The organism is Streptomyces cupreus, from assembly GCF_014257025.1.
Taxonomy (GTDB): domain Bacteria; phylum Actinomycetota; class Actinomycetes; order Streptomycetales; family Streptomycetaceae; genus Streptomyces; species Streptomyces cupreus.
The window spans coordinates 1-21561 of record NZ_JACMSF010000050.1 but is presented as its reverse complement, the minus strand read 5'-3'; the positions used below and the strand labels follow the sequence as shown (position 1 = coordinate 21561).

General features: G+C 71.1%; 17 protein-coding genes. 10 read left to right on the top strand and 7 right to left on the bottom strand.

Annotated features, from left to right (window positions below):
* Window positions 1–20: 20 nt before the first annotated feature.
* Window positions 21–722, bottom strand: coding sequence for a FadR/GntR family transcriptional regulator (locus tag H4N64_RS33535; RefSeq protein ID WP_186286299.1), 702 nt, complete (start codon window positions 720–722; stop codon window positions 21–23).
* Between the two features lie 214 nt (window positions 723–936).
* Between H4N64_RS33535 and H4N64_RS33530 the strand changes: the two genes are divergently transcribed.
* The 6 genes from H4N64_RS33530 (at window position 937) to H4N64_RS46230 (ending at window position 9039) form a co-directional block, all read left to right on the top strand.
* Window positions 937–2568: an ABC transporter substrate-binding protein gene (locus H4N64_RS33530; RefSeq protein ID WP_186286298.1), complete on the top strand. Its 1632-nt coding sequence runs from the start codon at window positions 937–939 to the stop codon at window positions 2566–2568.
* Window positions 2569–2572: 4 nt separating this feature from the next.
* Window positions 2573–3535 (top strand): ABC transporter permease, encoded by a 963-nt coding sequence (locus H4N64_RS33525; protein WP_186286297.1) that lies wholly within the window; start codon window positions 2573–2575, stop codon window positions 3533–3535.
* The gene (locus H4N64_RS33520) at window positions 3532–5505 is read left to right on the top strand and encodes a dipeptide/oligopeptide/nickel ABC transporter permease/ATP-binding protein (protein ID WP_186286296.1); all 1974 of its coding nucleotides are present in this window, start codon (window positions 3532–3534) and stop codon (window positions 5503–5505) included. The genes H4N64_RS33525 and H4N64_RS33520 overlap by 4 nt, the downstream gene beginning before the upstream one ends.
* Window positions 5502–6515, top strand: a complete 1014-nt coding sequence (locus tag H4N64_RS33515) for an oligopeptide/dipeptide ABC transporter ATP-binding protein (protein ID WP_186286295.1) — start codon at window positions 5502–5504, stop codon at window positions 6513–6515. The genes H4N64_RS33520 and H4N64_RS33515 overlap by 4 nt, the downstream gene beginning before the upstream one ends.
* The gene (locus H4N64_RS33510; protein WP_186286294.1) at window positions 6512–7438 is read left to right on the top strand and encodes a dihydrodipicolinate synthase family protein; all 927 of its coding nucleotides are present in this window, start codon (window positions 6512–6514) and stop codon (window positions 7436–7438) included. The genes H4N64_RS33515 and H4N64_RS33510 overlap by 4 nt, the downstream gene beginning before the upstream one ends.
* 113 nt (window positions 7439–7551) lie before the next feature.
* Window positions 7552–9039: an FG-GAP-like repeat-containing protein gene (locus H4N64_RS46230; protein WP_186286293.1), complete on the top strand. Its 1488-nt coding sequence runs from the start codon at window positions 7552–7554 to the stop codon at window positions 9037–9039.
* A gap of 23 nt (window positions 9040–9062) precedes the next feature.
* Here the strand turns inward: H4N64_RS46230 and H4N64_RS33500 are convergent, their stop codons facing one another.
* The 6 genes from H4N64_RS33500 to leuA all read right to left on the bottom strand — a co-directional run bounded on the left by H4N64_RS33500 (window position 9063) and on the right by leuA (window position 17262).
* Window positions 9063–10247 carry a sialidase family protein gene (locus tag H4N64_RS33500; RefSeq protein WP_186286292.1) on the bottom strand — a complete coding sequence of 395 codons (1185 nt, stop codon included), beginning with the start codon at window positions 10245–10247 and terminating at the stop codon, window positions 9063–9065.
* Window positions 10248–10286: 39 nt separating this feature from the next.
* A complete protein-coding gene (locus H4N64_RS33495; RefSeq protein ID WP_186286291.1) occupies window positions 10287–10949 on the bottom strand; it encodes a response regulator in 663 nt (220 codons plus the stop codon).
* Entirely contained in the window at window positions 10946–12115 is a 1170-nt protein-coding gene (locus tag H4N64_RS33490) for a sensor histidine kinase (RefSeq protein ID WP_186286341.1), read from the bottom strand. The genes H4N64_RS33495 and H4N64_RS33490 overlap by 4 nt, the downstream gene beginning before the upstream one ends.
* A gap of 227 nt (window positions 12116–12342) precedes the next feature.
* Window positions 12343–14433, bottom strand: a complete 2091-nt coding sequence (locus tag H4N64_RS33485; RefSeq protein ID WP_186286290.1) for an MMPL family transporter — start codon at window positions 14431–14433, stop codon at window positions 12343–12345.
* A gap of 140 nt (window positions 14434–14573) precedes the next feature.
* The gene (locus H4N64_RS33480) at window positions 14574–15269 is read right to left on the bottom strand and encodes a TerB family tellurite resistance protein (protein ID WP_186286289.1); all 696 of its coding nucleotides are present in this window, start codon (window positions 15267–15269) and stop codon (window positions 14574–14576) included.
* A 271-nt stretch (window positions 15270–15540) separates the two neighbouring features.
* Window positions 15541–17262, bottom strand: a complete 1722-nt coding sequence (gene leuA / locus H4N64_RS33475) for a 2-isopropylmalate synthase (RefSeq protein WP_186286288.1) — start codon at window positions 17260–17262, stop codon at window positions 15541–15543.
* 320 nt (window positions 17263–17582) lie between these two features.
* Here leuA and H4N64_RS33470 point away from each other — a divergent pair, with 320 nt between their 5' ends.
* From H4N64_RS33470 to H4N64_RS33455, 4 genes are read left to right on the top strand one after another with little or no spacing between them, the layout of a single operon-like run.
* Window positions 17583–18656, top strand: a complete 1074-nt coding sequence (locus H4N64_RS33470; RefSeq protein ID WP_186286287.1) for a M4 family metallopeptidase — start codon at window positions 17583–17585, stop codon at window positions 18654–18656.
* A gap of 20 nt (window positions 18657–18676) precedes the next feature.
* The gene (locus tag H4N64_RS33465) at window positions 18677–18943 is read left to right on the top strand and encodes a protealysin inhibitor emfourin (RefSeq protein ID WP_186286286.1); all 267 of its coding nucleotides are present in this window, start codon (window positions 18677–18679) and stop codon (window positions 18941–18943) included.
* Window positions 18944–18989: 46 nt separating this feature from the next.
* Window positions 18990–20312, top strand: a complete 1323-nt coding sequence (locus H4N64_RS33460; protein WP_186286285.1) for a GH1 family beta-glucosidase — start codon at window positions 18990–18992, stop codon at window positions 20310–20312.
* Window positions 20309–21550: an MFS transporter gene (locus H4N64_RS33455; protein WP_186286284.1), complete on the top strand. Its 1242-nt coding sequence runs from the start codon at window positions 20309–20311 to the stop codon at window positions 21548–21550. The genes H4N64_RS33460 and H4N64_RS33455 overlap by 4 nt, the downstream gene beginning before the upstream one ends.
* Window positions 21551–21561: the final 11 nt, after the last annotated feature.

Below are 21561 nucleotides of genomic sequence, written 5' to 3'. Positions count from 1 at the left end.
GCACCCCCTCGGGCGTTCCCTCATGCCTCCAGCGCGGTCCGCGCCTCGATCCCGTGGAAATGCACCGCCATCGCGCGCTGCGCGCCCTCGACGTCCCGGGCGCGCAGCGCGTCGACGATGTCGCGATGCCGGCGGACGGTGACCCCGGGGGCCGGCTGGTCGGGGCGGCCGAGTTCGCCGGAGACCCGCCGGAAGACGGTCCAGAAGGCGCCGAGGAGTTGCGGCACGAGGGCGTTGCCGAGCGGGGCGTAGAGCAACTCGTGGAACTCCCGGTCGAGTTCGTCGAAGGGCAGACCGGCCCGGCCCGCCGCGGCCATCCGGTCGACGACCTCTTCGAGACGGTCCAGCTCCGCCTCGGTGAGCGTGGTCGCCACCCGGCGGATCAGCCCGTCCTCCAGCACCTCGCGCACCTGGAGGATGTCGGCGAGCGCCCCGGTGTCATGGTCGTGCCGGGCGAGCGCGCGGAAGGTCAGCCCGTCGACCAGCGGGGTCAGCGAGGCGTGCCCGACATAGGTGCCGTAGCCGTGCCGGATCTCCACGATGTCCAGCGCCTGGAGCGCCTTGAGCGCCTCGCGCACGGAGTTGCGGCTCACCCCGAGGTCCGCCATCAGCTCCGTCTCGGTGGGCAGCGGCGCGCCGGGCGCGAGCCGGCGGTCGAGGATCAGCTGGACCACCTGGCGCCGTATGCGACTGTTCCCGGTCTCCCCGGCCATGCGCGGCATCGTACGCGCAGGAGACGTCCCACGTCCCACCTCCGGTGACAAGCGGGCCAACTCCCGGCATTCCGCGCCGCCATTGGTCCGACCTATGGCGGAATAGGCCATTCGCGTGCGATGCCTTGACCGCCCCCCTCACCGCTCCTATGGTCGCGGCTGACTGACAGGACGTAGGACGTCGTATCTCCCCTCCCCTCACTCCCTTCCTTCTGGAGGAACCGTGCGCGACGTGACCCACGACGTGCCGGCGCTCGGCCGCCGGACCTTCCTGAAGCACACCGGCGCGCTCGGCGCGGCCGCCGCCGTCTCCGCGTCCCTGTCGGCCTGTTCGGCCGGGCCCGAGTCGACCAACGACACCGGCGGCAGGGCGGGCGGCGCGAACCGGACGCTGACCGCGGTCATCGGCTACGGCAACGACGGCAGCTGGGATCCGACGCAGACGGCGTCGGCGTTCTGCATGGCCGCCAACAACCACATCTACGAGGGCCTGCTGGACACCGACCCGATCTCCCGCGAGCCGTATGCCGCGCTCGCCACCCAGGTGCCCGCCGACCCGAACGCCACGACCTGGCGGTTCGCCCTGCGCGAGGGCGCGACCTTCCACGACGGCAAGCCGGTCACCGCCGACGACGTGGTGTTCGTCTTCGACCGGATCCTCGACCCGAAGACCCAGACCCTCGCCAAGGGCTTCTTCGCGAGCTGGCTGAAGGAGGTCCGCAAGGTCGACGCGCGGAACGTCGAGTTGCTGCTCAAGTTCCCCTTCCCGGACGGCCTTTCACGGCTCACCCTCGCCAAGATCATGCCGAAGCACGTCTTCTCCCGGCCGGGCGGCTGGGAGGAGGCCATCAAGGGCAAGGCGATCGGCTCGGGGCCGTACCGGCAGACCGCCCACCACCCGAAGTCCAACACCACCTTCGAGGCCTTCGCCGAATACAACGGCCCGCGCAGGCCCGCCTTCAAGAAGATGAACTGGCTGACCATCGTGGACGCGGCCCCGCGCGTGGCCCGTATCTCGGGCTCCAGCGCCGGGGCGCAGATCTCCGACAACATCCCCTACGCCAACATCGGGCAGCTGGAGAGCGGCGGGCTGACGGTCGCGGGCGGGGCCGGGATGAACAACCTGTTCCTGATGTTCAACACCCGGCACAAGCCCTTCGACGACGTCCGCGTACGGCAGGCCCTGCACTACGCCATCGACACCGAGAAGATGGTCGAGGTGGCCCTCAAGGGGCACGGCAAACCGTCGAGTTCGTTCCTGAACGAGGCCAACCCCGCCTACCGGCGCGCCAAGACGGTCTACGACCACGACCCCGACCGGGCGAAGGCGCTGCTGAAGGAGGCCGGGGTCAGCGGGCTGGAGATCGACATCCTGGCGGTGAACGTCAGCTGGATCGTGGACTGTCTGCCGACCATCAAGTCCTCCTGGGACGCGATCGGCGTGAAGACGACGCTGTCCCCGCAGGAGACGACGGCCGTGTTCACCAAGATGGACCAGAAGCAGGACTACCAGGTGGTCGCCGCCGCCTCGAACCCCAACCAGTTCGGCCTCGACGCCGATCTGATCATGCATTACAACTACGGGCCCACCAACCTGTGGATGGGGTACACGCGTTGGGCGAACGACCCGGTCGCCAAGCAGCTCTTCAAGGACATGGACCGGGCGACCCAGGAGCCGGACCCGGACCGGAAGAAGACGATGATCCAGGACTACATCGACGTCGTCGCCGAGCAGGCCGTGCTCTACCCGGTCGTCCACAACGAGCTGATGACGGCCTGGGACGCGCGACTGCTCTCCGGGATAAGGGCACAGCCGTACCCCGGCATCAACCTGCTCCAGGCGAAGTGGGCCTAGTGGCATGACCGCGGTCGTACGGATCCTGCTCCGCCGCGTCCTGCTGCTCGTCCCGCTGATGCTCGGCATCGTGCTGTTCGTGTTCCTGGTGATGCGCTTCTCGGACATCGACCCGGCGTCCGCCTTCTTCCAGGGCGCGAACCCCACACCCGAGCAACTGCACGACTTCCGCGAGGAGAACGGCCTGCTGGATCCGCTGCCCGTGCGTTACGTCGTCTTCGTGGGCGATCTGCTCCACGGCGACATGGGCACCAGCGCGCTCACCCGCGGCGAGGTGATCGACCAGGTGATGACCGCGCTGCCGCTCACCATGCAGCTCACCTTCCTCGGGCTCGGCATCGCGATGGTGCTGGCGCTGCTCGGCGGGGTCACCGCGGCCATCTACCGCGACCGGCTGCCGGACCAGATCATCCGGGTCGTGTCGCTGACCGGCGTGGCCGCGCCCGGCTTCTGGCTGGCGCTGCTGATGATCCAGTATCTGGCGGTCGACCTGGGCTGGTTCCCGACCGGCGGCTACATCAACCCGGCGGACTCCTTCACCGGCTGGCTGAAGACGATGACGCTGCCCGCGCTCGCCCTGTCCCTGCCGGTGGCGGCCCAGCTCACCCGTATCGTGCGGACGTCGGTGGTGGAGGAGCTGGACAAGGACTACGTCCGCACGGCGATCGGCAGCGGACTGCCGCCCAGGGTGGTCGTGGGCCGGAACGTGCTCAGGAACGCCCTCGTCAATCCGCTGACCGTGCTGGGTCTCAGGGTCGGCTATCTGCTGGGCGGCGCGGTCGTCATCGAGACGATCTTCTCGCTGCCGGGCATGGGCAAGCTGATGATCGACGCCGTGAAGAACGGCGACCCCGCGGTCGTCCAGGGTGTGGTGCTGACCACGGCGTTCGGTTTCGTGATCGTCAACCTCGTGATCGACATCCTCTATCTGCTGGTCAACCCGCGACTGAGGGATGCGGCCGCATGATCATGAATCGCAGGAGCCTCACCGAGGCCCTCTCCCGCCCCGGAATCAGGCTGCGCGGCCGGCGCCGGCTGCCGCTGATGTCGAAACTGGCTGTCTGCTTCCTGGCCCTGGTGGTCCTCGTCGCCGTGTTCGCGCCGCTGCTGGCCCCGCACGATCCACTGGACCAGCAGCCACCGGTCGACGGCACCGGCCATCCCTCCCCCGAGCACTGGATGGGCCAGGACAGCCTGGGCCGGGACATCCTCAGCCGGCTGATGTACGGCGCCCGCTGGTCCCTCGCCATCGGCCTCGGCGCCACCGGACTCGCCCTGGTGGCGGGCGCGCTGATCGGAGCGGTCGCGGCGACCTCCCGCAAGGCCGTCGACGAGACGCTGATGCGCTGTCTGGACGTGGTGATGGCGTTCCCCGGCATCGCCCTAGCGGCCGTCCTTGTCGCGGTGTTCGGCGGCGGGATCACCGTGCTGATCTGCGCCATCGCCTTTCTGTTCACCCCGCCGGTGGCCCGCGTGGTGCGCGCCAACGTCCTCGATCAGTACGGCGAGGACTACGTCACCGCGGAACGGGTGATCGGCGCCCGTACCCCGCACATCGTGTGGCGGCACGTGGCCATCAACTGCGCGGCCCCCGTGCTGGTCTTCTGCACGGTGCAGGTCGCCGAGGCCATCGTCTTCGAGGCATCGCTCTCCTTCATCGGCGCCGGTGTGCGGCCGCCCGACCCGTCCTGGGGCAGTGTCATCGCGGACGGCAAGAACATGGTGCTGACCGGGGGCTGGTGGGCGACGGTCTTCCCGGGCCTGGTGATCCTGTTCACCGTGCTCTCGCTGAACATCCTCTCCGAGGGCGTCTCGGACGCCTGGGCGGCACCTGCGGCCCGGGAGGTGGAGGTCCACGAGGAGGCGGACCGGATCGAGGCGCCGGAGCCCGGCAGTGGCGAAGTGGTGCAACTGCCCGGCCTGGCCGAGGCCGCCCGCCGACTGCGCTCCAGGGCCCGGTCACTGCCCACGGGGGCCCAGCCGGTGCTGGCCGTGGAGAACCTCGCCATCGGCTTCGAGGGCCGCCACCGGGGCGTGGACATCGTCGACGGCATCAGCTTCGAGGTGCAGCGCGGCGAGGTGCTCGGCCTGGTCGGCGAGTCGGGCTGCGGCAAGTCGCTGACCGCGCTGACCATCATGGGGCTCCAGCCCAAGGGCGCCCGGGTGAGCGGCCAGGTCCGCTTCCACCAGCGGGAGTTGCTGGCCGAGCCGATGCGGGCGCGGCGCAAACTGCTCGGGCACGAGATGGCGATGGTCTACCAGGACGCCCTGTCCTCCCTGAACCCGGCGATGACCATCCGCGCCCAGCTCAAACAGGTCGTACGGCGCGGAGGCCGCCGTACCCCCGAGGAGCTGCTCACCCTGGTCGGCCTCGACCCGGAACGCACCCTGCGCAGCTACCCGCACGAGCTCTCCGGCGGCCAGCGCCAGCGCGTGCTGATCGCCATGGCGCTGTCCCGCGACCCGAAGTTGATCGTCGCCGACGAGCCGACGACCGCCCTGGACGTCACCGTGCAGGCGCAGATCATGGCGCTGCTGCTGCGGCTGCGCGAGGAGCTGGGCTTCGCGCTGATCCTGGTCTCGCACGACCTGGCCCTGATCGCCGACGTCACCGACCGGGTGGTGGTGATGTACGGCGGACAGGTCGTCGAGACCGGGGTGACCGCCGACCTGGTGGAGGCACCGGCCCACCACTACACGCGCGGCCTGCTCGGCAGCGTGCTCTCGCTGGAGGGGGCCGCCGAGCGGATGACGCAGATCAAGGGCGTCGTCCCGTCCCCCGCGGACTTCCCCGAGGGCTGCCGGTTCGCGGACCGCTGCCCCCGGGCGACCGAACTGTGCCGGGTCACCCCGCCCGACCTGCTGGGCACGCACACCCATACGGCCGCCTGCCATCACCCGGCGGTCGAGCTGGTGACGACGGAGGTCGTGAAGTGAACGCCATCGTCGAACTCTCCGACACCCACGTCGTCCACAAGGCCCGCAGCGGCGGCCTGTTCACCCGGGACCGGGTCTACGCGCTGACCGGCGCCGACCTCGCGGTGGCACCCGGGGAGACGGTCGGTGTGGTGGGCGAGTCGGGGTGCGGGAAGTCGACGCTGGCGAAGGTGCTGGTGGGGGTGGAACGGCCGACGGCCGGGACGGTGACCTTCCGGGGGCGTGATCTGTGGAGCATGTCGGCGGGTGAGCGGCGCTCCGCGGTCGGCCGCAGCACCGGAATGATCTTCCAGGACCCCTCGACGGCCCTGAACCGGCGGCTGACGATCCGGCGGATCCTGCGGGACCCGATGGACGTCCACGAGCGGGGCACCCGACGCGAACGCGACGAGCGAGTACGCGAGTTGACGGCCTTGGTGGGTCTCCCCCGGGCCCTCGCCGACGCCCTTCCCGGACAGCTCTCCGGCGGCCAGCGGCAGCGCGTCGCCATCGCCCGCGCCCTGGCCCTCGACCCCGACCTGGTGGTGGCGGACGAGCCGACCAGCGCGCTGGACGTGTCGGTCCGCGCCCAGATCCTCAACCTCCTGCTGGACCTCAAGGAGCGCCTGGGCCTGTCCCTGGTCTTCGTCTCGCACGACATCCAGACGGTACGGCGGATGAGCGACCGCGTGATCACCATGTACCTGGGCCGGATCGTGGAGGAGGCCCCGGCCGACCGGGTGACCGACCGCTCCTGTCACCCGTACACCCGCTCCCTGTTCTCCGCCACGCCCGGACTGCTGGACCCGGTCGACCCGATCCCGCTGGTCGGACCGGTCCCCTCGGCCACCCGGCCGCCGAGCGGCTGCCCCTTCCGGACGCGATGCTGGAAGGCGACAGAACTGTGCGCACAGGAGATGCCGGAATTTTCCGATGCGTCCACACCGGGTCACCGGTACCGCTGCCACCATCCTGTCGAGGAGGACCGGTCGACCCGCGACCTGGCACAGTCCGCAAGGGAGCCATCATGAACACGCTCACCGGTGTCATCCCGCCCGTCTGTACACCCCTGACACCGGAACGCGAGGTCGACGTCCACTCGCTGCTCAGGCTGGTCGACCATCTGGTGGACGGCGGAGTGCAGGGTCTGTTCGTGCTCGGCTCGACCTCGGAGGCGGCGTATCTGACGGACCGGCAGCGGCGTCTGGTGGTGGAGACGGTGGCCCTGCACGTGGGCGGCCGACTGCCGGTGCTGGCCGGGGTGATCGACATGACGACGCCCCGGGTGCTGGACCACGTGGGCAAGGTGGTGGCGGCCGGGGCGGACGCGGTGGTGGCGACGGCCCCGTTCTACGCGGCCACCCACCCCGCGGAGATCGCCCGCCACTACCGGCTGATCGCCGCCGAGAGCCCGGTCCCCGTCCTCGCCTACGACATCCCGGCCGCCGTGCACACCAAGCTCCCCGCCGATCTGGTCCTGCACCTGGCCGCGGAGGGCGTACTCGCCGGGCTGAAGGACTCAAGCGGCGATCTGGCCGCCTTCCGCGAGGTCGTCACCGGCGCCCGCGCCCACCCCGACATCACCGACTTCAGCGTGCTGACCGGCTCCGAGCTGGTCGTCGACGCGGCACTGGCACTGGGCGCGGACGGCGCGGTGCCCGGCCTGGCCAACGTCGACCCGCACGGCTACGTCAAGCTGGACCGGCTGTGCCGGACCGGCGACCGGCACCGGGCCCGGGCCGAACAGGAGCGGCTGTGCGCCCTGTTCGGCATGGTCCGGGTCGGCGACCCCACCCGGATGGGCGGCAGTTCCTCGGCGCTGGGCGCCTTCAAGACGGCCCTGCACCTGCGCGGCATCATCGACTGCCCGGCGACCGCGGAACCCCAGGTGCCGCTCGGTCCTGAGGAGGTCGAGCGGGTCGGCAAGTTCCTCGCGACGGCCGGCCTCCTGTGAGGTGAACACCGAATGGACGGCGTACAACCATTCGGTTTCGCCATGGGTCTTGAAGTGGTGCGCGGGCCGACCTGACGGCTCGTCGCACCACCGCACTCTGAGCAGGAGGCCCTGTGCGCAAGCGCACACTTCGTATGACCGTGGCCACCGCCGTGGCGATGGCGGCATCGGCCGCCCTCGCGCCCGCGGCGCAGGCCGACCCGGCCGGCGGGACCGCCATCGGCCTGGCGAAGGCCGACTTCAACGGCGACGGCGTCGCCGACACGGCCACGGCCGCGCCCCAGGCCACCGTGAGCGGCCGGAAGGGCGCCGGGTACGTCGCCGTGACGTACGGCAGCCGCACGCTGGCGCTGAAGGAGCAGACCCGCAGGGTCCACCACCAGAACAGCAGTGGGGTGCCGGGCAGCGCGGAGGCCGACGATCAGTTCGGCTCCGCCATGACGGCCGCGGACCTCGACGGCGACGGCTACACCGACCTCGCCGTCGGGTCGCGCGGCGAGGACTCCGGAACCCTCTACGGCTCGGGCACACTGACCGTGCTGTGGGGCGGCAAAGGCGGCCTGACCGGCGGCACCGTCGTCAAGGGCGCCGACGGCGAGTTCCTCGGCCAGGCCCTGACCGCAGGCGACTTCGACGGGGACGGTCACCCGGACCTGGCCACCGGCACCAGGGTCGCCCACGGCCCGTTCGGCCGGACCACTGGGCCGGCCCGCACCGAGGCGATGGACGTCCGGGTCGACGGCGCGGAAGAGGAGTACTGGAACGCCCCCACCCTGGCCACGGGGGACGTCAACGGCGACGGCATCAGCGACGTCGTGGCCGTCGTCTCGCACGGCGAGGGGGAGCTGCCGTACCACGGCCCCCGCCTGGCGGAGTACTTCGCGGGCAGCCGCGACGGACTGACGGCCGCGCAGATACTGAAGGACCCGAAGACCGGCCTGCCCCTGGACGGCGGCGCCGACGTCGCCGTGGGCGATCTCGACCGGGACGGCTACGCCGACATCGTGCTCGGCCGCAGCGGCGAGGAGGACATGGACGGCACCGAGGAGGTCACCCGCCTGGGCGGAGCCGTCGAGATCGTGCACGGTACCGCCTCCGGCCCGGACACCACGAGCCCGCGCACCCTCTTCCACCAGGACAGCACGGGTGTCCCGGGCACCGCCGAGTACGGCGACGACTTCGGCTGTGCCGTCTCCCTCGGCGACGTGAACGGCGACGGCCGCCTCGACCTCGCGATCGGCGCCCGTGGGGAGGGCGTCGGCACCCTGGCCGGCGCGGGTTCGGTGACCGTCCTGCTGGGCGGCGGCACGGGGCTCACCGCGACGGGCGCGAAGTCCTTCACCCAGGACACCGCCTCGGTGCCCGGCACCGCCGAGCGGTCCGATGCCTTCGGCGCCGCCGTGCACCTGGTCGACACCACCGGCGACGGTCGTGCGGAGCTGTTCGCCGGAGCGCCGGGGGAGAACTCCTGGGCCGGTGCGGTCTGGGCACTCAGGGGCACCTCCACCCAGGTGACCGGCACCGGCTCGGCCTATTTCGGCCCGTCGGCCCTGGGGATGACCTCCTCGCAGGGCACCCTGGGCGCGTCCTTCGACCGCTGACGTCCCGCGGCTGCCGGAGTGCTCTAGAGCACGCTCACCGGCAGCCGGCGGAACTCGATCGTCTCGTACGGGCTCTTCGCTCCCGTCTCGTACAGCACCCCGACCGTCTCCGGGTCGACCCTGACCAGGTCGGAGTAGGCGGCGCGCTGCTGGGACAGGGTATGCGCCTTGGTGAACGTCACCCCGCCGTCGGTGCTGCGCCACACCGCCATGGACTGCCGGGTGGTGGGATCCGACGGGCCCGAGAACAGCAAGGGCGCGCCGGATCCCGGGTGTTGCAGGACGCTCGCCTGGACCACCGGCACCTCGTCGAGGGTGGGCTGGATCGCGTACGGGCGGGCCAAGGTCCCCGCCCCGTCGGCCGACCAGCTGTCGAGGCGATTGCCGATGCTGGTGCCGTGCTGGTCACGGGAGTTGAAGTAGAGCCTGCCGTCGGGGAGTTCGGCGGCCGTGGTCTCATTGGCGTTGTTCTTGCCGTCGTAGACGTCGTCGGTGAAACCCCTGCGCCAGGTGGTGCCACCGTCGTCGCTGTAGATGGCGTGACCGCCGTAGTACTTGGGCTCCTGGCCGGAGTCGGCGGAGCCGGGCGGCGGGGCGGCCGAGTGGTTCGACGGGACCACGAGACGGCCCGCGTGCGGGCCGTACCGGAGGGCGACCGCGTGCCCGGGTCCGGTGGCGTGCCAGCGCCAGTTCGGCGGCTTCACCTGCTCGGTGATGTCCCGCGGCCGGCTGAAGCGCCGGCCGTCGTCCCAGCTCTTCTGGACGAAGACCCGGCGGCTCTGCTCCGGTGTCACCTCGCCCCGCATGATCTGCCCCTCGGTCACCGCGCCGCTGTTGTAGGAGGTGACCAGCACGATCGCGCCCGTACGCGGATCCACCACCGGCGCCGGATTGCCCCGGGTGTCGCCGTCCCCTGCGGCCACCACGATCAGCGGGCCCCAGGTGCAGCCGCCGTCGGCGGAGCGTCTGAGGACGACGTCGATGTTCCCGGTGTCGCCCGCGCCGTCGTGCCGGCCCTCGGCGAAGGCCAGCAGCGTGCCCCGGCCGGTGGTGACCGTCGCCGGGATGCGGTACGTGTCGTAGCCGCCCCGCCCCGAGACATAGGGGACGGAGGACGTGCATTCGGCGGCCGCCGAGGCGCGGTTGGTCGCGGTGAGCGGAGTGAGGAGTACTGCGGTGACGAGGAGTGTGCGGCTCAGAAGAGTCATCGAGCTCCCTTGACGGAGTGTCAGACATTGACCTGTCCGTCACAGGGTTCCCGGAGTCACCAGACCCGACTCGTAGGCCACGATCACCAACTGCGCCCGGTCGCGCGCTCCCAGCTTGCCCATGATCCGGCTGACGTGGGTCTTGGCCGTGAGCGGGCTGAGCCCCAACGTGTCGGCGATCTCGGTGTTGTTGAGCCCGCGCGCGACCAGCGTGAGCACCCCGCGCTCCCGCTCGGACAGGCACTCCGGACCGCCCACGGCCGGGGTCGAGGGGCTGCGCAGAAATCGCGCGATCAGCCGTGCCGTGGGCCCCGGCGACAGCAGCGCCTCACCGGCGGCGACCGTGCGGATCGCGTCGAGGAGTTCGGCCGGACGGGTGTCCTTCACCAGGAAGCCGGACGCCCCGGCGCGCAGCGCCTCCACGATGTGCTCGTCGGTATCGTACGTCGTCAGCACCAGGACCCGGACCCCGGCGAGGTCCTCGTCGGCCGCGATGAGCCGGGTCGCCTCGATGCCGTCGAGGTCGGGCATCCGGATGTCCATCACCACGAGGTCGGCCCGCTCGGTGCGGGCCAACTCCAGTGCCTCGCGGCCGGTTCCGGCCTGTCCCACGACCTCCATGTCCGGCGCGGACTCGACGAGCATGGCGAACGCGGCCCGGACGAGGGTCTGGTCGTCGGCGAGCAGGACGCGGATGGTCACGTGGCTCCTCCCAGCGGAAGTACGGCGGTCACTTGGAAGCCGCCCCGTTCGCACGGCCCGGCGTCGAGTGTGCCGCCCACACTGCGGGCGCGCTCGCGCATTCCGACGAGCCCGAAGCCCGGTGCCTTCCCGGGGGTCGGTCCGGTGCCGTCGTCGGTGACCGCGAGGTGCAGGGCGCCGTCCCGCTCGCGCAGGTCGACACGGACGGCCGGTTCGGGTCCCGCGTGCCGTACGGCGTTGGTGAGCGCCTCCTGGACGATGCGGTAGGCGGCGGCGCCGACGGCGGGGGGCGCCTGCCCGATCCGTACCGTCTGCTCCACCCGCGCGCCCGCGAGCCGGGCCGCCTCCACCAGGTCGGGCAGGCCGTCGAGGCCGGGCAGCGGGCCGCGCGCGTCGGCCGGTCCCGGCTCGCGCAACACCTCCAGGGTGGTGCGCAGTTCGCCGCGCGCGCTGCGGCAGGTCTCGGCGATGTCGTCGAGGGCCTTGGCGACCGTCTCGCGGTCCAGGCGCTCGGGGTCGGCGGCCAGCACATGGGCGGCGACGGAGGTCTGCACGCCGATGAGGGTGATGCTGTGGGCGAGCAGATCGTGCAGGTCGCGGGCGATGCGCAGGCGTTCCTCGGCGACCCGGCGGCGGGCCTCCTCCTCGCGGGTGCGCTCGGCGCGTTCGGCACGCTCGACGATGGCGGCGATGTACTGACGGTAGTAGCGGACGTCGATGCCGACGAAGACGACGGCGAGGACCCAGCCGTAGATGCGCAGCAGTTCGGCGGCCTGCTTGTCCCCGCCGAGGGTGAGCATCGCGGTCAGGGAGAGGCCGAGGCCCGCGACGGTGACCACGAGGGTGCGGAAGGGGCGTTGGGTGACGGTGACGGTGTACAGCGCGATGAACGAGGCGGGGACGGGCGCGCTGTGGTTGTTGTCGAGGACGTGGTAGGGCAGGACGAGCGCCACCACCGCCGCGAACACGAGCAGCGGCTTGCGCCGCCGCCACACCAGTGGCACATGGGCGGCGATCAGCAGCGTCCAGCCGAGCGCGTCGGGCCGGCGGGCGTCGTCGGTGAACAGGGCCATGCACACGGCGAGCACGGCGGCCGCCACCGCGAGCAGGGTGTCGTTGCGGGTGCCGTGCCGGGCGGTCGTCGGATCGCGGTTGATCGCGGCCATGATCCGCTCACCGATCCGGGGGCGGGCCGCTGGGGTGGATGGCTGCACGGGGTCATCTTCCGCTAGGAGGGCGCCCCTCCGGGAGGCTGCGAGGGAGCCGAAGGGCGCGCCGGTGCCGAGATGGTGAACGCGCGGAGGCCCGAAGGGCTGAGCACGATCGCCGTCTCGGCACCGGCTGGAGCGCCCGCAGGCGATCGAGCCATCCAGGCGGCGGGGCGCCCTGGCGGTCAGTGGGCTGCGGCGGTGACCCGCTCCGGTTCCTTCGGCGGTACCGGGTCGGCGGGCTCCTTGGACAGGGCGCCCGGCCACCACACCTTGCGGCGCAGGGCGACACTCGCGCTGGTCACCAGGTAGGTGCGGACCAGGAAGGTGTCGAGGAGCACGCCGACCGCGATGACGAAGCCGAGCTCGACGAGCTGCACCATCGGCATGTTGGTCAGCACCGCGAAGGTGGCGGCGAGGACCAGGCCCGCGGAGGCGATGACCCCGCCCGTGGTACGCAGCGCGGTGAGCGCGGCGGTGACCGGTTCGGCGCCGTTCAGGGACTCCTCGCGCATCCGGTGCATCAGGAAGATGCCGTAGTCGACGCCGAGGGCGACCAGGAACACGAAGGAGAGCAGTCCGAGCCCCGGATCCGTGCCCTCGTAGCCGAACACCGGCCCGAAGACGAGCCCGCCGATGCCGAGGGCGGCGCCCCACACGGCGACCACGGCCGCCACCAGGATCAGCGGTGCGACGACGGAGCGCAGCAGGGCGATCAGGATGAGCAGCACGGACACCAGCACGATCGGTACGACGATCAGCCGGTCGCGGGCGTTGGTGTCCTTCAGGTCGATCTGCTCGGCGCTGGGTCCGCCGACGTAGGAGCCGTCGAGCTTGTCGCGTAGATCCTCGATGGTCGTGGTCTCCCCGGCGGACTGGGGAGCGTCCTTCGCGATGACGGAGATCTCGGCCCAGCCGCCTCCGGTACGTCCCTGCTCCGCGCTGTCGACGCCCTGGGTGCCGCGGATGTCGGCCAGGGTGGTCTCGGCGCGGTCGGCCGGGGTGATGACGGTGATGGGCTGGGTGGAGCGCTCGGGGTAGGCCCGGCCCAGGGTCTCCATGGCGGCGACCGCGTCGGGCTTGGAGGTGAAGGAGTCCTCCTGCTTGATGGCGCCGGGCAGGTTGAGCGTGCCGAGCGCGAGCGCCCCGAGGAGCAGGGCACCACCGACGAGAACCGTGCGCGGACGGCGTCCGGCGGAGCTGCCCATCGCGGCGAACAGCGACCGGCGTGCCTTGGGGGTACTGCCGTAGCGCGGGATCAGCGGCCAGAACACGCGTCGGCCGAGCAGCACCAGGACCGCGGGCAGCAGGGTCAGCATGGCGACGAGCGCGCACAGCACACCGACGGTGCCGAGCGGCCCCATGCCCCGGCTGGAGTTGAGGTCGGCGGCGAGCAGACAGAGCAGACCCGCGGCGACGGTCCCCGAGGAGGCGAGCACGGCGGGCCCGCAGCCCTTCAGCGCGGCGACCATGGCCTCGTACGGCCGCTCGATGCGGCGCAGTTCCTCGCGGTACCGGGCGACGAGCAGCAGGGCGTAGTCGGTGCCGGCGCCGAAGACGAGGATCGTCATGATCCCGGAACTCTGGCCGGAAACGGAGGTGCCGAACCACTGGTTGAGCCCGTAGGCGACGCCCATGGACAGGTAGTTGGCGACACCGGCGACGAAGAGAGGCACCAGCCACAGGAACGGACTGCGGTAGATGATGATCAACAGCAGCGCGACCACGGCGACGGTGGTGTAGAGCAGCGGCCCGTCGAGCGAGTTGTAGACCTCGGCGGCATCGGTGGCCAGCGCCCCCTCGCCGCCGACCTCGACGTTCAGCCCGTCGCCGCCCCGCGCGACGTCCCGTACGTCGTTGACGAGCTCGTCGCGGGCCTTCTCGTCGATGCCGGGCTCATTGCTGGCCACCGGGTACATCAGGGTGGTCCCGTCCTTGGACGGCACCCCGACCGGCTCACCGGTCAGCCGGTGCGACCCGGCGATCTCGGCGATCTGATCGGCGGCGGTGGCCTTGTCGGCCTCGGTCAGCCCCGCGTCCCGGTGATAGACGACGACCATCTGCGTGGTCTCGCCGCCGGGCAACCGGTCCTGGATCTTGGCGACCTGGGTCGAGTCGGCGCTGGCCGGCAGATAGTCGACGGCCCGGTCGCGCTGCACGTCCGCGAGCTTCGAGGCGAACGGCGAGGTGAGCGCCAGCACGGCGATCCACAGCCCGAGCACCACCCAGGGCACGGCACGCCGTCGTCGCCGGTCAGATGTCCTTGCGGCCCCCATGAGACGGGCCTCCCTCCGGTCGGGTTGTCTGGGTCGGGTTCCAGACTTCCGGCGGAAGGGGGCTTGTTCGTCGGGCGCGAGGGCGAGTTGGACGGTACTTCCGGGGGCGGCGGAAGGCTCCTGTTACTCCCCGGGGAGTACTACGACGGCGTACGCGCCGCCGCCAGCAGCCGGGTCACGTCGTCGCCGCAGATCGTGAGGGCCGCGCCCACCGTGCTGAGGACCTCCCGCTCGGCGGGGGTGTACGGGCCGTCCGCCAGGGCGATGCGGGCGCCCTGGAGCAGGATCGATTCGCGGCCCGCGGGAGCCAGGTGTGGGGCGAGGGGGTCCAGGGCCTCGTGGAGCTCTATGGCCAGGCCCGCTCCGCAGGGTTCGCCCAGGACTCGGCCGGTGTCGGCGGCCAGCGCCTCGACCAGGGCGTCCAGCTGTTCCTCGGTGCAGTCGTCGAAGCCGGCCGCGCGGACCGCGCAGGCGGCCGTCTCCAGGGCCGTACGGGCGCAGGAGCCGCCCGCGGCGAGGACGGCGAGGGCGACGGTGTGGACGGCGTCGCGGAGCATCCCGGAGAAGCGGGTGGTGGTGGGGTGGTCCAGGACGTCGGTGCCGAAGTGGCGGCGGCAGGCCGCGCACTCCACCACCGGCCCCGTCTCACCGCGCGGCAGCACCGGGACGCCCAGCAGCGTGAAGCGGCGGCGGCCGGTCAGCCGCTGGTAATTGCGGTCCCCTCCGCAGCCGGGACAGAAGAACTCGCCGTCGCCGACGGCCGTCCACGCGGTACGGGTGCCCAGGATGCGGGCAGGCCTCGCGGCACGGCCGTTTCGTCCCCGTCCTGGCAGCACGTCGCACCTCCGCGTGACCTCGCGGCAACATCGCCGCGCTTGCGTGATGTTAGCCACATCCCGGAGGCCTAGTCAGCACCCAGGACGAGACCTTTCCGTGACCTGCACAGTGAATGGCCGGTATACGACGTAACCCCGCCCACCAAAACGGCGGGCGGGGCCTTTCAACGCCGGGCGGGGCAGCGCCGGTAAGGGGCGCGGGGAACTGCGCGACCGGCCACAACGGTGCCGCAGCCGACCGCCGAGCCGTCGCGGCCCCAGCAGCGGAGCGTTACCGCGCGGCCCTGTTGACCGCCGAGACGACCGCCTTCAGCGAGGCACGCGTCGTGTTGGCGTCGATGCCGATGCCCCACAGCACCTTGCCGTCGATCGCGCACTCGATGTACGACGCGGCCTGCGCGGAGGCGCCCTCGCTCATCGTGTGCTCCTGGTAGTCCAGCAGGCGTACGTCGATGCCGATGGACTGCAGGGCGTCGAAGAAGGCCGAGATCGGACCGTTGCCGGAGCCGGTCAGGACGGTGTCCTGGCCGTCGACCGTCGCCTCCACCTTCAGCGTGTCCACGCCGTCGGTGTCGGTGGTCGACTGGTTGTTCTTGACCTGGATCCGACCCCAGGGGTTCTCCGGGTTCGGCAGGTACTCGTCCCGGAACACCGACCAGATGGCGGCGCCGGTCACCTCGCCGCCCTCGGCGTCCGTCTTCGCCTGGATGAGCTTCGAGAACTCGATCTGCATCCGGCGCGGCAGGTCCAGCTTGTGGTCGTTCTTCAGGACGTAGGCGATACCGCCCTTGCCGGACTGCGAGTTGACCCGGATGACCGCCTCGTAGGAGCGGCCGACGTCCTTCGGGTCGATGGGCAGGTACGGCACCGCCCACTCGATGTCGTCCACGGTGACCCCGCGAGCCGCCGCGTCGGCCTCCATGGCGTCGAAGCCCTTCTTGATGGCGTCCTGGTGGGAGCCGGAGAAGGACGTGTAGACCAGGTCGCCCACGTACGGGTGGCGCGGGTGGACCTCCATCTGGTTGCAGTACTCCCACGTACGACGGATCTCGTCGATGTCGGAGAAGTCGATCTGCGGGTCGACGCCCTGCGAAAACAGGTTCATGCCCAGGGTGACCAGGTCGACGTTGCCGGTGCGCTCGCCCTGCCCGAACAGACAGCCCTCGACGCGGTCGGCGCCGGCCATCAGCGCCAGCTCGGCCGCCGCGACGGCCGTACCGCGGTCGTTGTGCGGGTGGATGGACAGGCAGACGTGCTCACGGCGGGACAGGTTGCGGCCCATCCACTCGAAACGGTCCGCGTGGGTCGACGGGGTCGAACGCTCCACCGTGGCAGGCAGGTTGAGGATGATCTCGCGGCCCGGGCCGGGCTGCCAGACGTCCATGACCGCCTCGCAGACCTCCAGGGCGAAGTCCAGCTCGGTGTCGGTGAAGATCTCCGGCGAGTACTGGTAGCCGAACTCGGTCTCCGGACCCAGCAGCTTCTCCGCGTACTCCATCACCAGCCGCGTGCCGTCGACGGCGATCTGCTTGATGTCGTCCTTGGAGCCGCGGAAGACCACCCGGCGGAAGACCGGCGCGGTGGCGTTGTACAGGTGGACGGTGGCCCGCTTGGCGCCCTTCAGGGACTCCACCGTGCGCTCGATCAGGTCCTCGCGGGCTTGGGTCAGTACGGAGATCGTGACGTCGTCGGGGATCGCGCCCGGCTCCTCGATGATCGACCGTACGAAATCGAAGTCCGTCTGCCCCGAGGCCGGGAAGCCGACCTCGATCTCCTTGTAGCCCATCTTGACCAGCTGGTCGAACATCCGGCGCTTGCGCTCGGGCGACATCGGGTCGATCAGGGCCTGGTTGCCGTCGCGCAGGTCGGTGGAGAGCCAGCGGGGGGCGGTGGTGATGCGCTGCTCCGGCCAGGTGCGGTCCGGGATGTCGACCTGCTCGTAACGGCCGTACTTGTGGATCGGCATGGAACTGGGCTGCTGGCGGTTCGCCATGATTGCGGGGCTCCTCAGGATGTCCGGAAGGACGGCCGACGACGCAACGCGAAGCTCCGCGGGGAGGGAGTCGACCTGGACTACAGGCCCTCGCCGCGGCAGCTAAGAAGAAGCAGCCCGAAAAACATGATGGTCCGCATGTTAGCCGAGGCTCTCCGTGATGCGACGGTGCGTATCAGTATGCGGGACCGGGCGGACGAACAGGACAAAAAGTGCGCTATACCACTTCGCGACCGCCCAGCGGGGGCGTTGTGGGTACATTTCACCAATCATGGTTGCGGGTGGTGACAGCGGCATAACACAGTGCAATGGTGCCGGGCATGACGACCAACGGGGGCCATGAGCCCGTCTTCTGCACCGTCGTACCACCGCATGTCCTCGACAAGCTGGCCCAGGCCGAGGACCCCGCGCTGGCAGGTCCGGCCCGCCGGACCCTCCAGCGCGACGCCTACGAGCGCACCCACCGCCGACTGACCACCGTGCTCGGCGCGCCCTCCGTCGCCCCGCCCGCAGGCGCCGAGCCCGACCAGCCGCACCGCACGATCTACGACGCCCGGCACGGCACAGACCTGCCCGGCAGGAAGGTCCGCGCGGAGGGCGAGGAGCCCGGCAAGGACGCCACCGTCAACCGCGCCTACGCGGGCCTCGGTGCCACCTTCGAGCTGTTCCTGAAGGCCTACGAGCGCAACTCCATCGACGGCAACGGTCTGCCGCTGGACGCGACCGTGCACTACGAGAAGGACTACAACAACGCCTTCTGGAACGGCGAGCAGATGGTGTTCGGCGACGGGGACGGCGAGATCTTCCTCGACTTCACCATCCCCATCGACGTCATCGGCCATGAACTCGCCCACGGCGTCACGCAGTACACCGCCAACCTCACCTACTTCGGCCAGCCCGGCGCCCTGAACGAGTCGATGTCGGACGTCTTCGGCGCGCTCATCAAGCAGTACACGCTCGGCCAGACCGCCGCCGAGGCCGACTGGCTGATCGGCGCCGGGCTGCTCGCCCCGCGGGTGACGGGCAAGGCGCTGCGCTCCATGAAGGAGCCCGGCACGGCGTACGACGACGACGTCCTCGGCAAGGACCCGCAGCCCGCGACGATGGACGACTACGTGCGCACCGGCCGTGACAACGGCGGCGTGCACATCAACTCCGGCATCCCCAACCACGCGTTCTACCTCGCGGCCACCGCCCTCGGCGGCCACGCCTGGGAGCGCGCCGGGCAGATCTGGTACGACGTGCTGACCGGCGGCGAGCTGAAGGCGCAGGCCCTGTTCGCCGACTTCGCCACACTGACCGCCGCCGCCGCGAAGGCACGGTACGGCGACGGCAGCGAGGAGTTCCAGGCGGTGCAAAAGGCCTGGGAGCAAGTCGGCGTGCGCACCCTCTGATTCCGTACTAGACAGGTCCCATGCGTATTCAGGTGAGGCGCACGGGCGGATTCGCGGGCATCGAGCGGCACGCCGAGGTGGAGACCTCGGGGCGGCCCGACGCACCCGAGTGGCATGCCCTGGCCGAGAAGGCGGTCGCCGCGGGCCGGGGCACGCCACCCGTCGGGGTGCCCGACGGGTTCAGCTACCAGATCACGGTGGATGAGAAGACCGTGTACTGCTCCGATCCCCGGCTGACCGAGGAACAGCGCAAGCTGATCACCAAAGTGCTGAAGGAGGGTGCGTAACTGCTTGTTCACGCCGGGCCGTTGACTTCCCTTACCGGGGGTACGGATGATCCGGCGCATGGCGACTCAAGAGCACCCGATACCTCAGTTCCCGGCGGGCTTCCTGTGGGGCGTGTCGACCTCCGCGCATCAGATCGAGGGCGCGGCGGAGCTGCGCGAGCCGTCCGTGTGGGACGCCTTCACGGATGTGCCGGGCCGGGTGAAGGACGGCTCCACGGCAGCGGTGGCCTGCGACCACTACCACCGCTACCGCGAGGACGTGGCCCTGCTGTCCGGCCTCGGGGTGGGCGCCTACCGCTTCTCCCTCTCATGGCCCCGGGTCAACTCCCCCGGCGGCCTCGACTTCTACGACCGTCTGGTGGACGAACTGTGCGCGGCGGGCGTCCGCCCGGTGCCCACCCTCTTCCACTGGGACCTGCCGGTCGGCCTGGACTGGCTGGAGCGGGACACCGCCGCCCGGTTCGCCGAGTACGTGTCACAGGTGGCCGAGCGGCTCGGTGACCGCGTACACAAGTGGATCACCCTCAACGAGCCCGCCGAGCACACCCTGTTGGGCCACGCCCTCGGCACCCACGCGCCGGGCCGGCAGCTCCTGTTCGACGCCCTCCCGGTCGCCCACCACCAGCTCCTCGCCCACGGTCTGGCCGTACGGGCCCTGCGCGCGGCCGGGGTCACGGACCTCGGGATCGCCAACTCCCACGGCCCGACCTGGCCGGCCTCGAAGGAGCCGGCCGACGTGGAGGCGGCCGAGTTCTACGACGTCCTGCTCAACCGTCTGTTCGCGGACCCGGTCCTGCTCGGCGAATACCCCGCCGGGCTCGGCGAGTTGATGCCGGGCGACGTCGAGGCGGACCTGAAGGTCATCGGGGAGCCGGTCGACTGGTACGGCATCAACTACTACGCGCCGACCAAGGTGGGCGCTCCCCAGGGCGAGGAGATCGAGTTCGGCGGGGTGACCATGCCCGCCGAACTCCCCTTCTCCGTCCGGGAGATCGAAGGCGTCCCGGTCACCGACTTCGGCTGGCCGGTGGTCCCCCAGGCGCTCACCGAGCTCCTCACCGGCTTCCACGAACGCTACGGCGACCGGCTCCCGCCCGTCGTCATCACCGAGAACGGCTGCTCCTACGAGGGCGTCGACGACCAGGACCGGATCGCCTACCTCGACGGTCACATCCGCGCCCTGCACCGGGCGGTGGAGGCGGGCGTGGACGTCCGCGGCTACTTCGTCTGGTCGCTGCTGGACAACTTCGAGTGGGCGGAAGGGTACGCGCGCCGGTTCGGTCTGGTGCACATGGACTACGACACCCTGGAACGGACCCCGAAGGCGTCCTACCGCTGGTACCGGGACATGCTGCGGGCGCAGGGATGACGGTCACGGCCCTGGCCGAGCCCACAGACCGGGTGGGCCGGGGCTGGACAACCGCCCTGTCGCTCGCCAACTGGGCGATCTGGGTGGGCTGGTACGGCCCCCTGCAGATCCTCTTGCCCGAGCAGGCGGAGGACTTCGCGCCCGGCACCGGGATGTCGAAGGAGACGCTGCTGGCCTGGGTGACCGGCGTCGGCGCGGCGGTGTCACTGGTGGCGAACCCGCTGTTCGGCGCCCTGTCGGACCGGACGACCGCCCCCTGGGGCCGCCGCAGGCCATGGATCGTGGCCGGGGCGGTCGGCGGCGCGCTGTCGCTGTCGCTGCTCGCCGGTGCGGACGGGCCCTGGACGATGATGGCGGGCTGGTGCCTGGTCCAGCTGACCCTGAACGCGGCCTTCGCGGCGGTGACGGCGGCGGTGCCGGACCGGGTGCCGCGGCTGCAACGGGGCTCGGTGGGCGGCTGGCTGGGCGCGGCACAGATCCTCGGGGCGGTCGCCGGGACGGGGCTCGCGACGGCGGCGGGCGGGATCGCGGCGGGATACGCGGCGTGCTCGGTGTTCGCGCTGGCGGGTGTCCTGCCGTACGTGCTGCGGTACGGGGATCTCAGGCTGGGGGTCACGGACCGGCCGGTGTGGTCCTCAAGGGCGTTCGTCCGGGGCTTCTGGGTGAGTCCGCGCCGCTATCCGGACTTCGGCTGGGCCTGGCTGACCCGTTTCCTGATCAATCTCAGCAACGCCCTGGTGATCCTCTACCTGCTCTACTACCTGCGGGACCGTCTGCACCACGACGACCCGGAGTCGGGCGTGCTGATCCTGACCGCGGTGAACAGCGTGACGCTGCTGGCGACGGTCGTGGTGGGCGGGGTCTGGTCGGACCGGGTGGGGCGGCGCAAGCCGTTCGTGCGCTGGTCCGGCGTACTGATGGCGGCGGCCACGGCGCTGCTGGCCGCGTGGCAGACCTGGCCGAGCGCGATCGTCGTGGCGGCGCTGCTGGGGGTGGGCCTCGGGGTGTTCATGTCGGTGGACTTCGCGCTGATGACCGACGTCCTGCCGAAGGCCCTGGACCGCGGCAAGGACCTCGGAGTCATCAACGTGGCCAACGCCCTCCCCCAGGTCGCCGCCCCGGCCGTGGCCGCACCGATCGTGACCCACCTGGGCGGCTACCGCGTGCTGTACCTGGTCTCGGCGCTGATCGCGGTGGCGGGGGCGGTGCTGGTGGGGCGGATCAGAGGCGTGGACTGACCGCCCCGTTC

Coding starts and splice junctions, on each gene's coding strand:
- leuA (WP_186286288.1), bottom strand. CDS start 17,262: ATGGCGAACCGCCAGCAGCCCAGTTCCATGCCGATCCACAAGTACGGC.
- H4N64_RS33485 (WP_186286290.1), bottom strand. CDS start 14,433: ATGGGGGCCGCAAGGACATCTGACCGGCGACGACGGCGTGCCGTGCCC.
- H4N64_RS33520 (WP_186286296.1), top strand. CDS start 3,532: ATGATCATGAATCGCAGGAGCCTCACCGAGGCCCTCTCCCGCCCCGGA.
- H4N64_RS33490 (WP_186286341.1), bottom strand. CDS start 12,115: ATGGCCGCGATCAACCGCGATCCGACGACCGCCCGGCACGGCACCCGC.
- H4N64_RS33500 (WP_186286292.1), bottom strand. CDS start 10,247: ATGACTCTTCTGAGCCGCACACTCCTCGTCACCGCAGTACTCCTCACT.
- H4N64_RS33455 (WP_186286284.1), top strand. CDS start 20,309: ATGACGGTCACGGCCCTGGCCGAGCCCACAGACCGGGTGGGCCGGGGC.
- H4N64_RS33465 (WP_186286286.1), top strand. CDS start 18,677: ATGCGTATTCAGGTGAGGCGCACGGGCGGATTCGCGGGCATCGAGCGG.
- H4N64_RS33535 (WP_186286299.1), bottom strand. CDS start 722: ATGCCGCGCATGGCCGGGGAGACCGGGAACAGTCGCATACGGCGCCAG.
- H4N64_RS33460 (WP_186286285.1), top strand. CDS start 18,990: ATGATCCGGCGCATGGCGACTCAAGAGCACCCGATACCTCAGTTCCCG.
- H4N64_RS33525 (WP_186286297.1), top strand. CDS start 2,573: ATGACCGCGGTCGTACGGATCCTGCTCCGCCGCGTCCTGCTGCTCGTC.
- H4N64_RS33470 (WP_186286287.1), top strand. CDS start 17,583: ATGACGACCAACGGGGGCCATGAGCCCGTCTTCTGCACCGTCGTACCA.
- H4N64_RS33510 (WP_186286294.1), top strand. CDS start 6,512: ATGAACACGCTCACCGGTGTCATCCCGCCCGTCTGTACACCCCTGACA.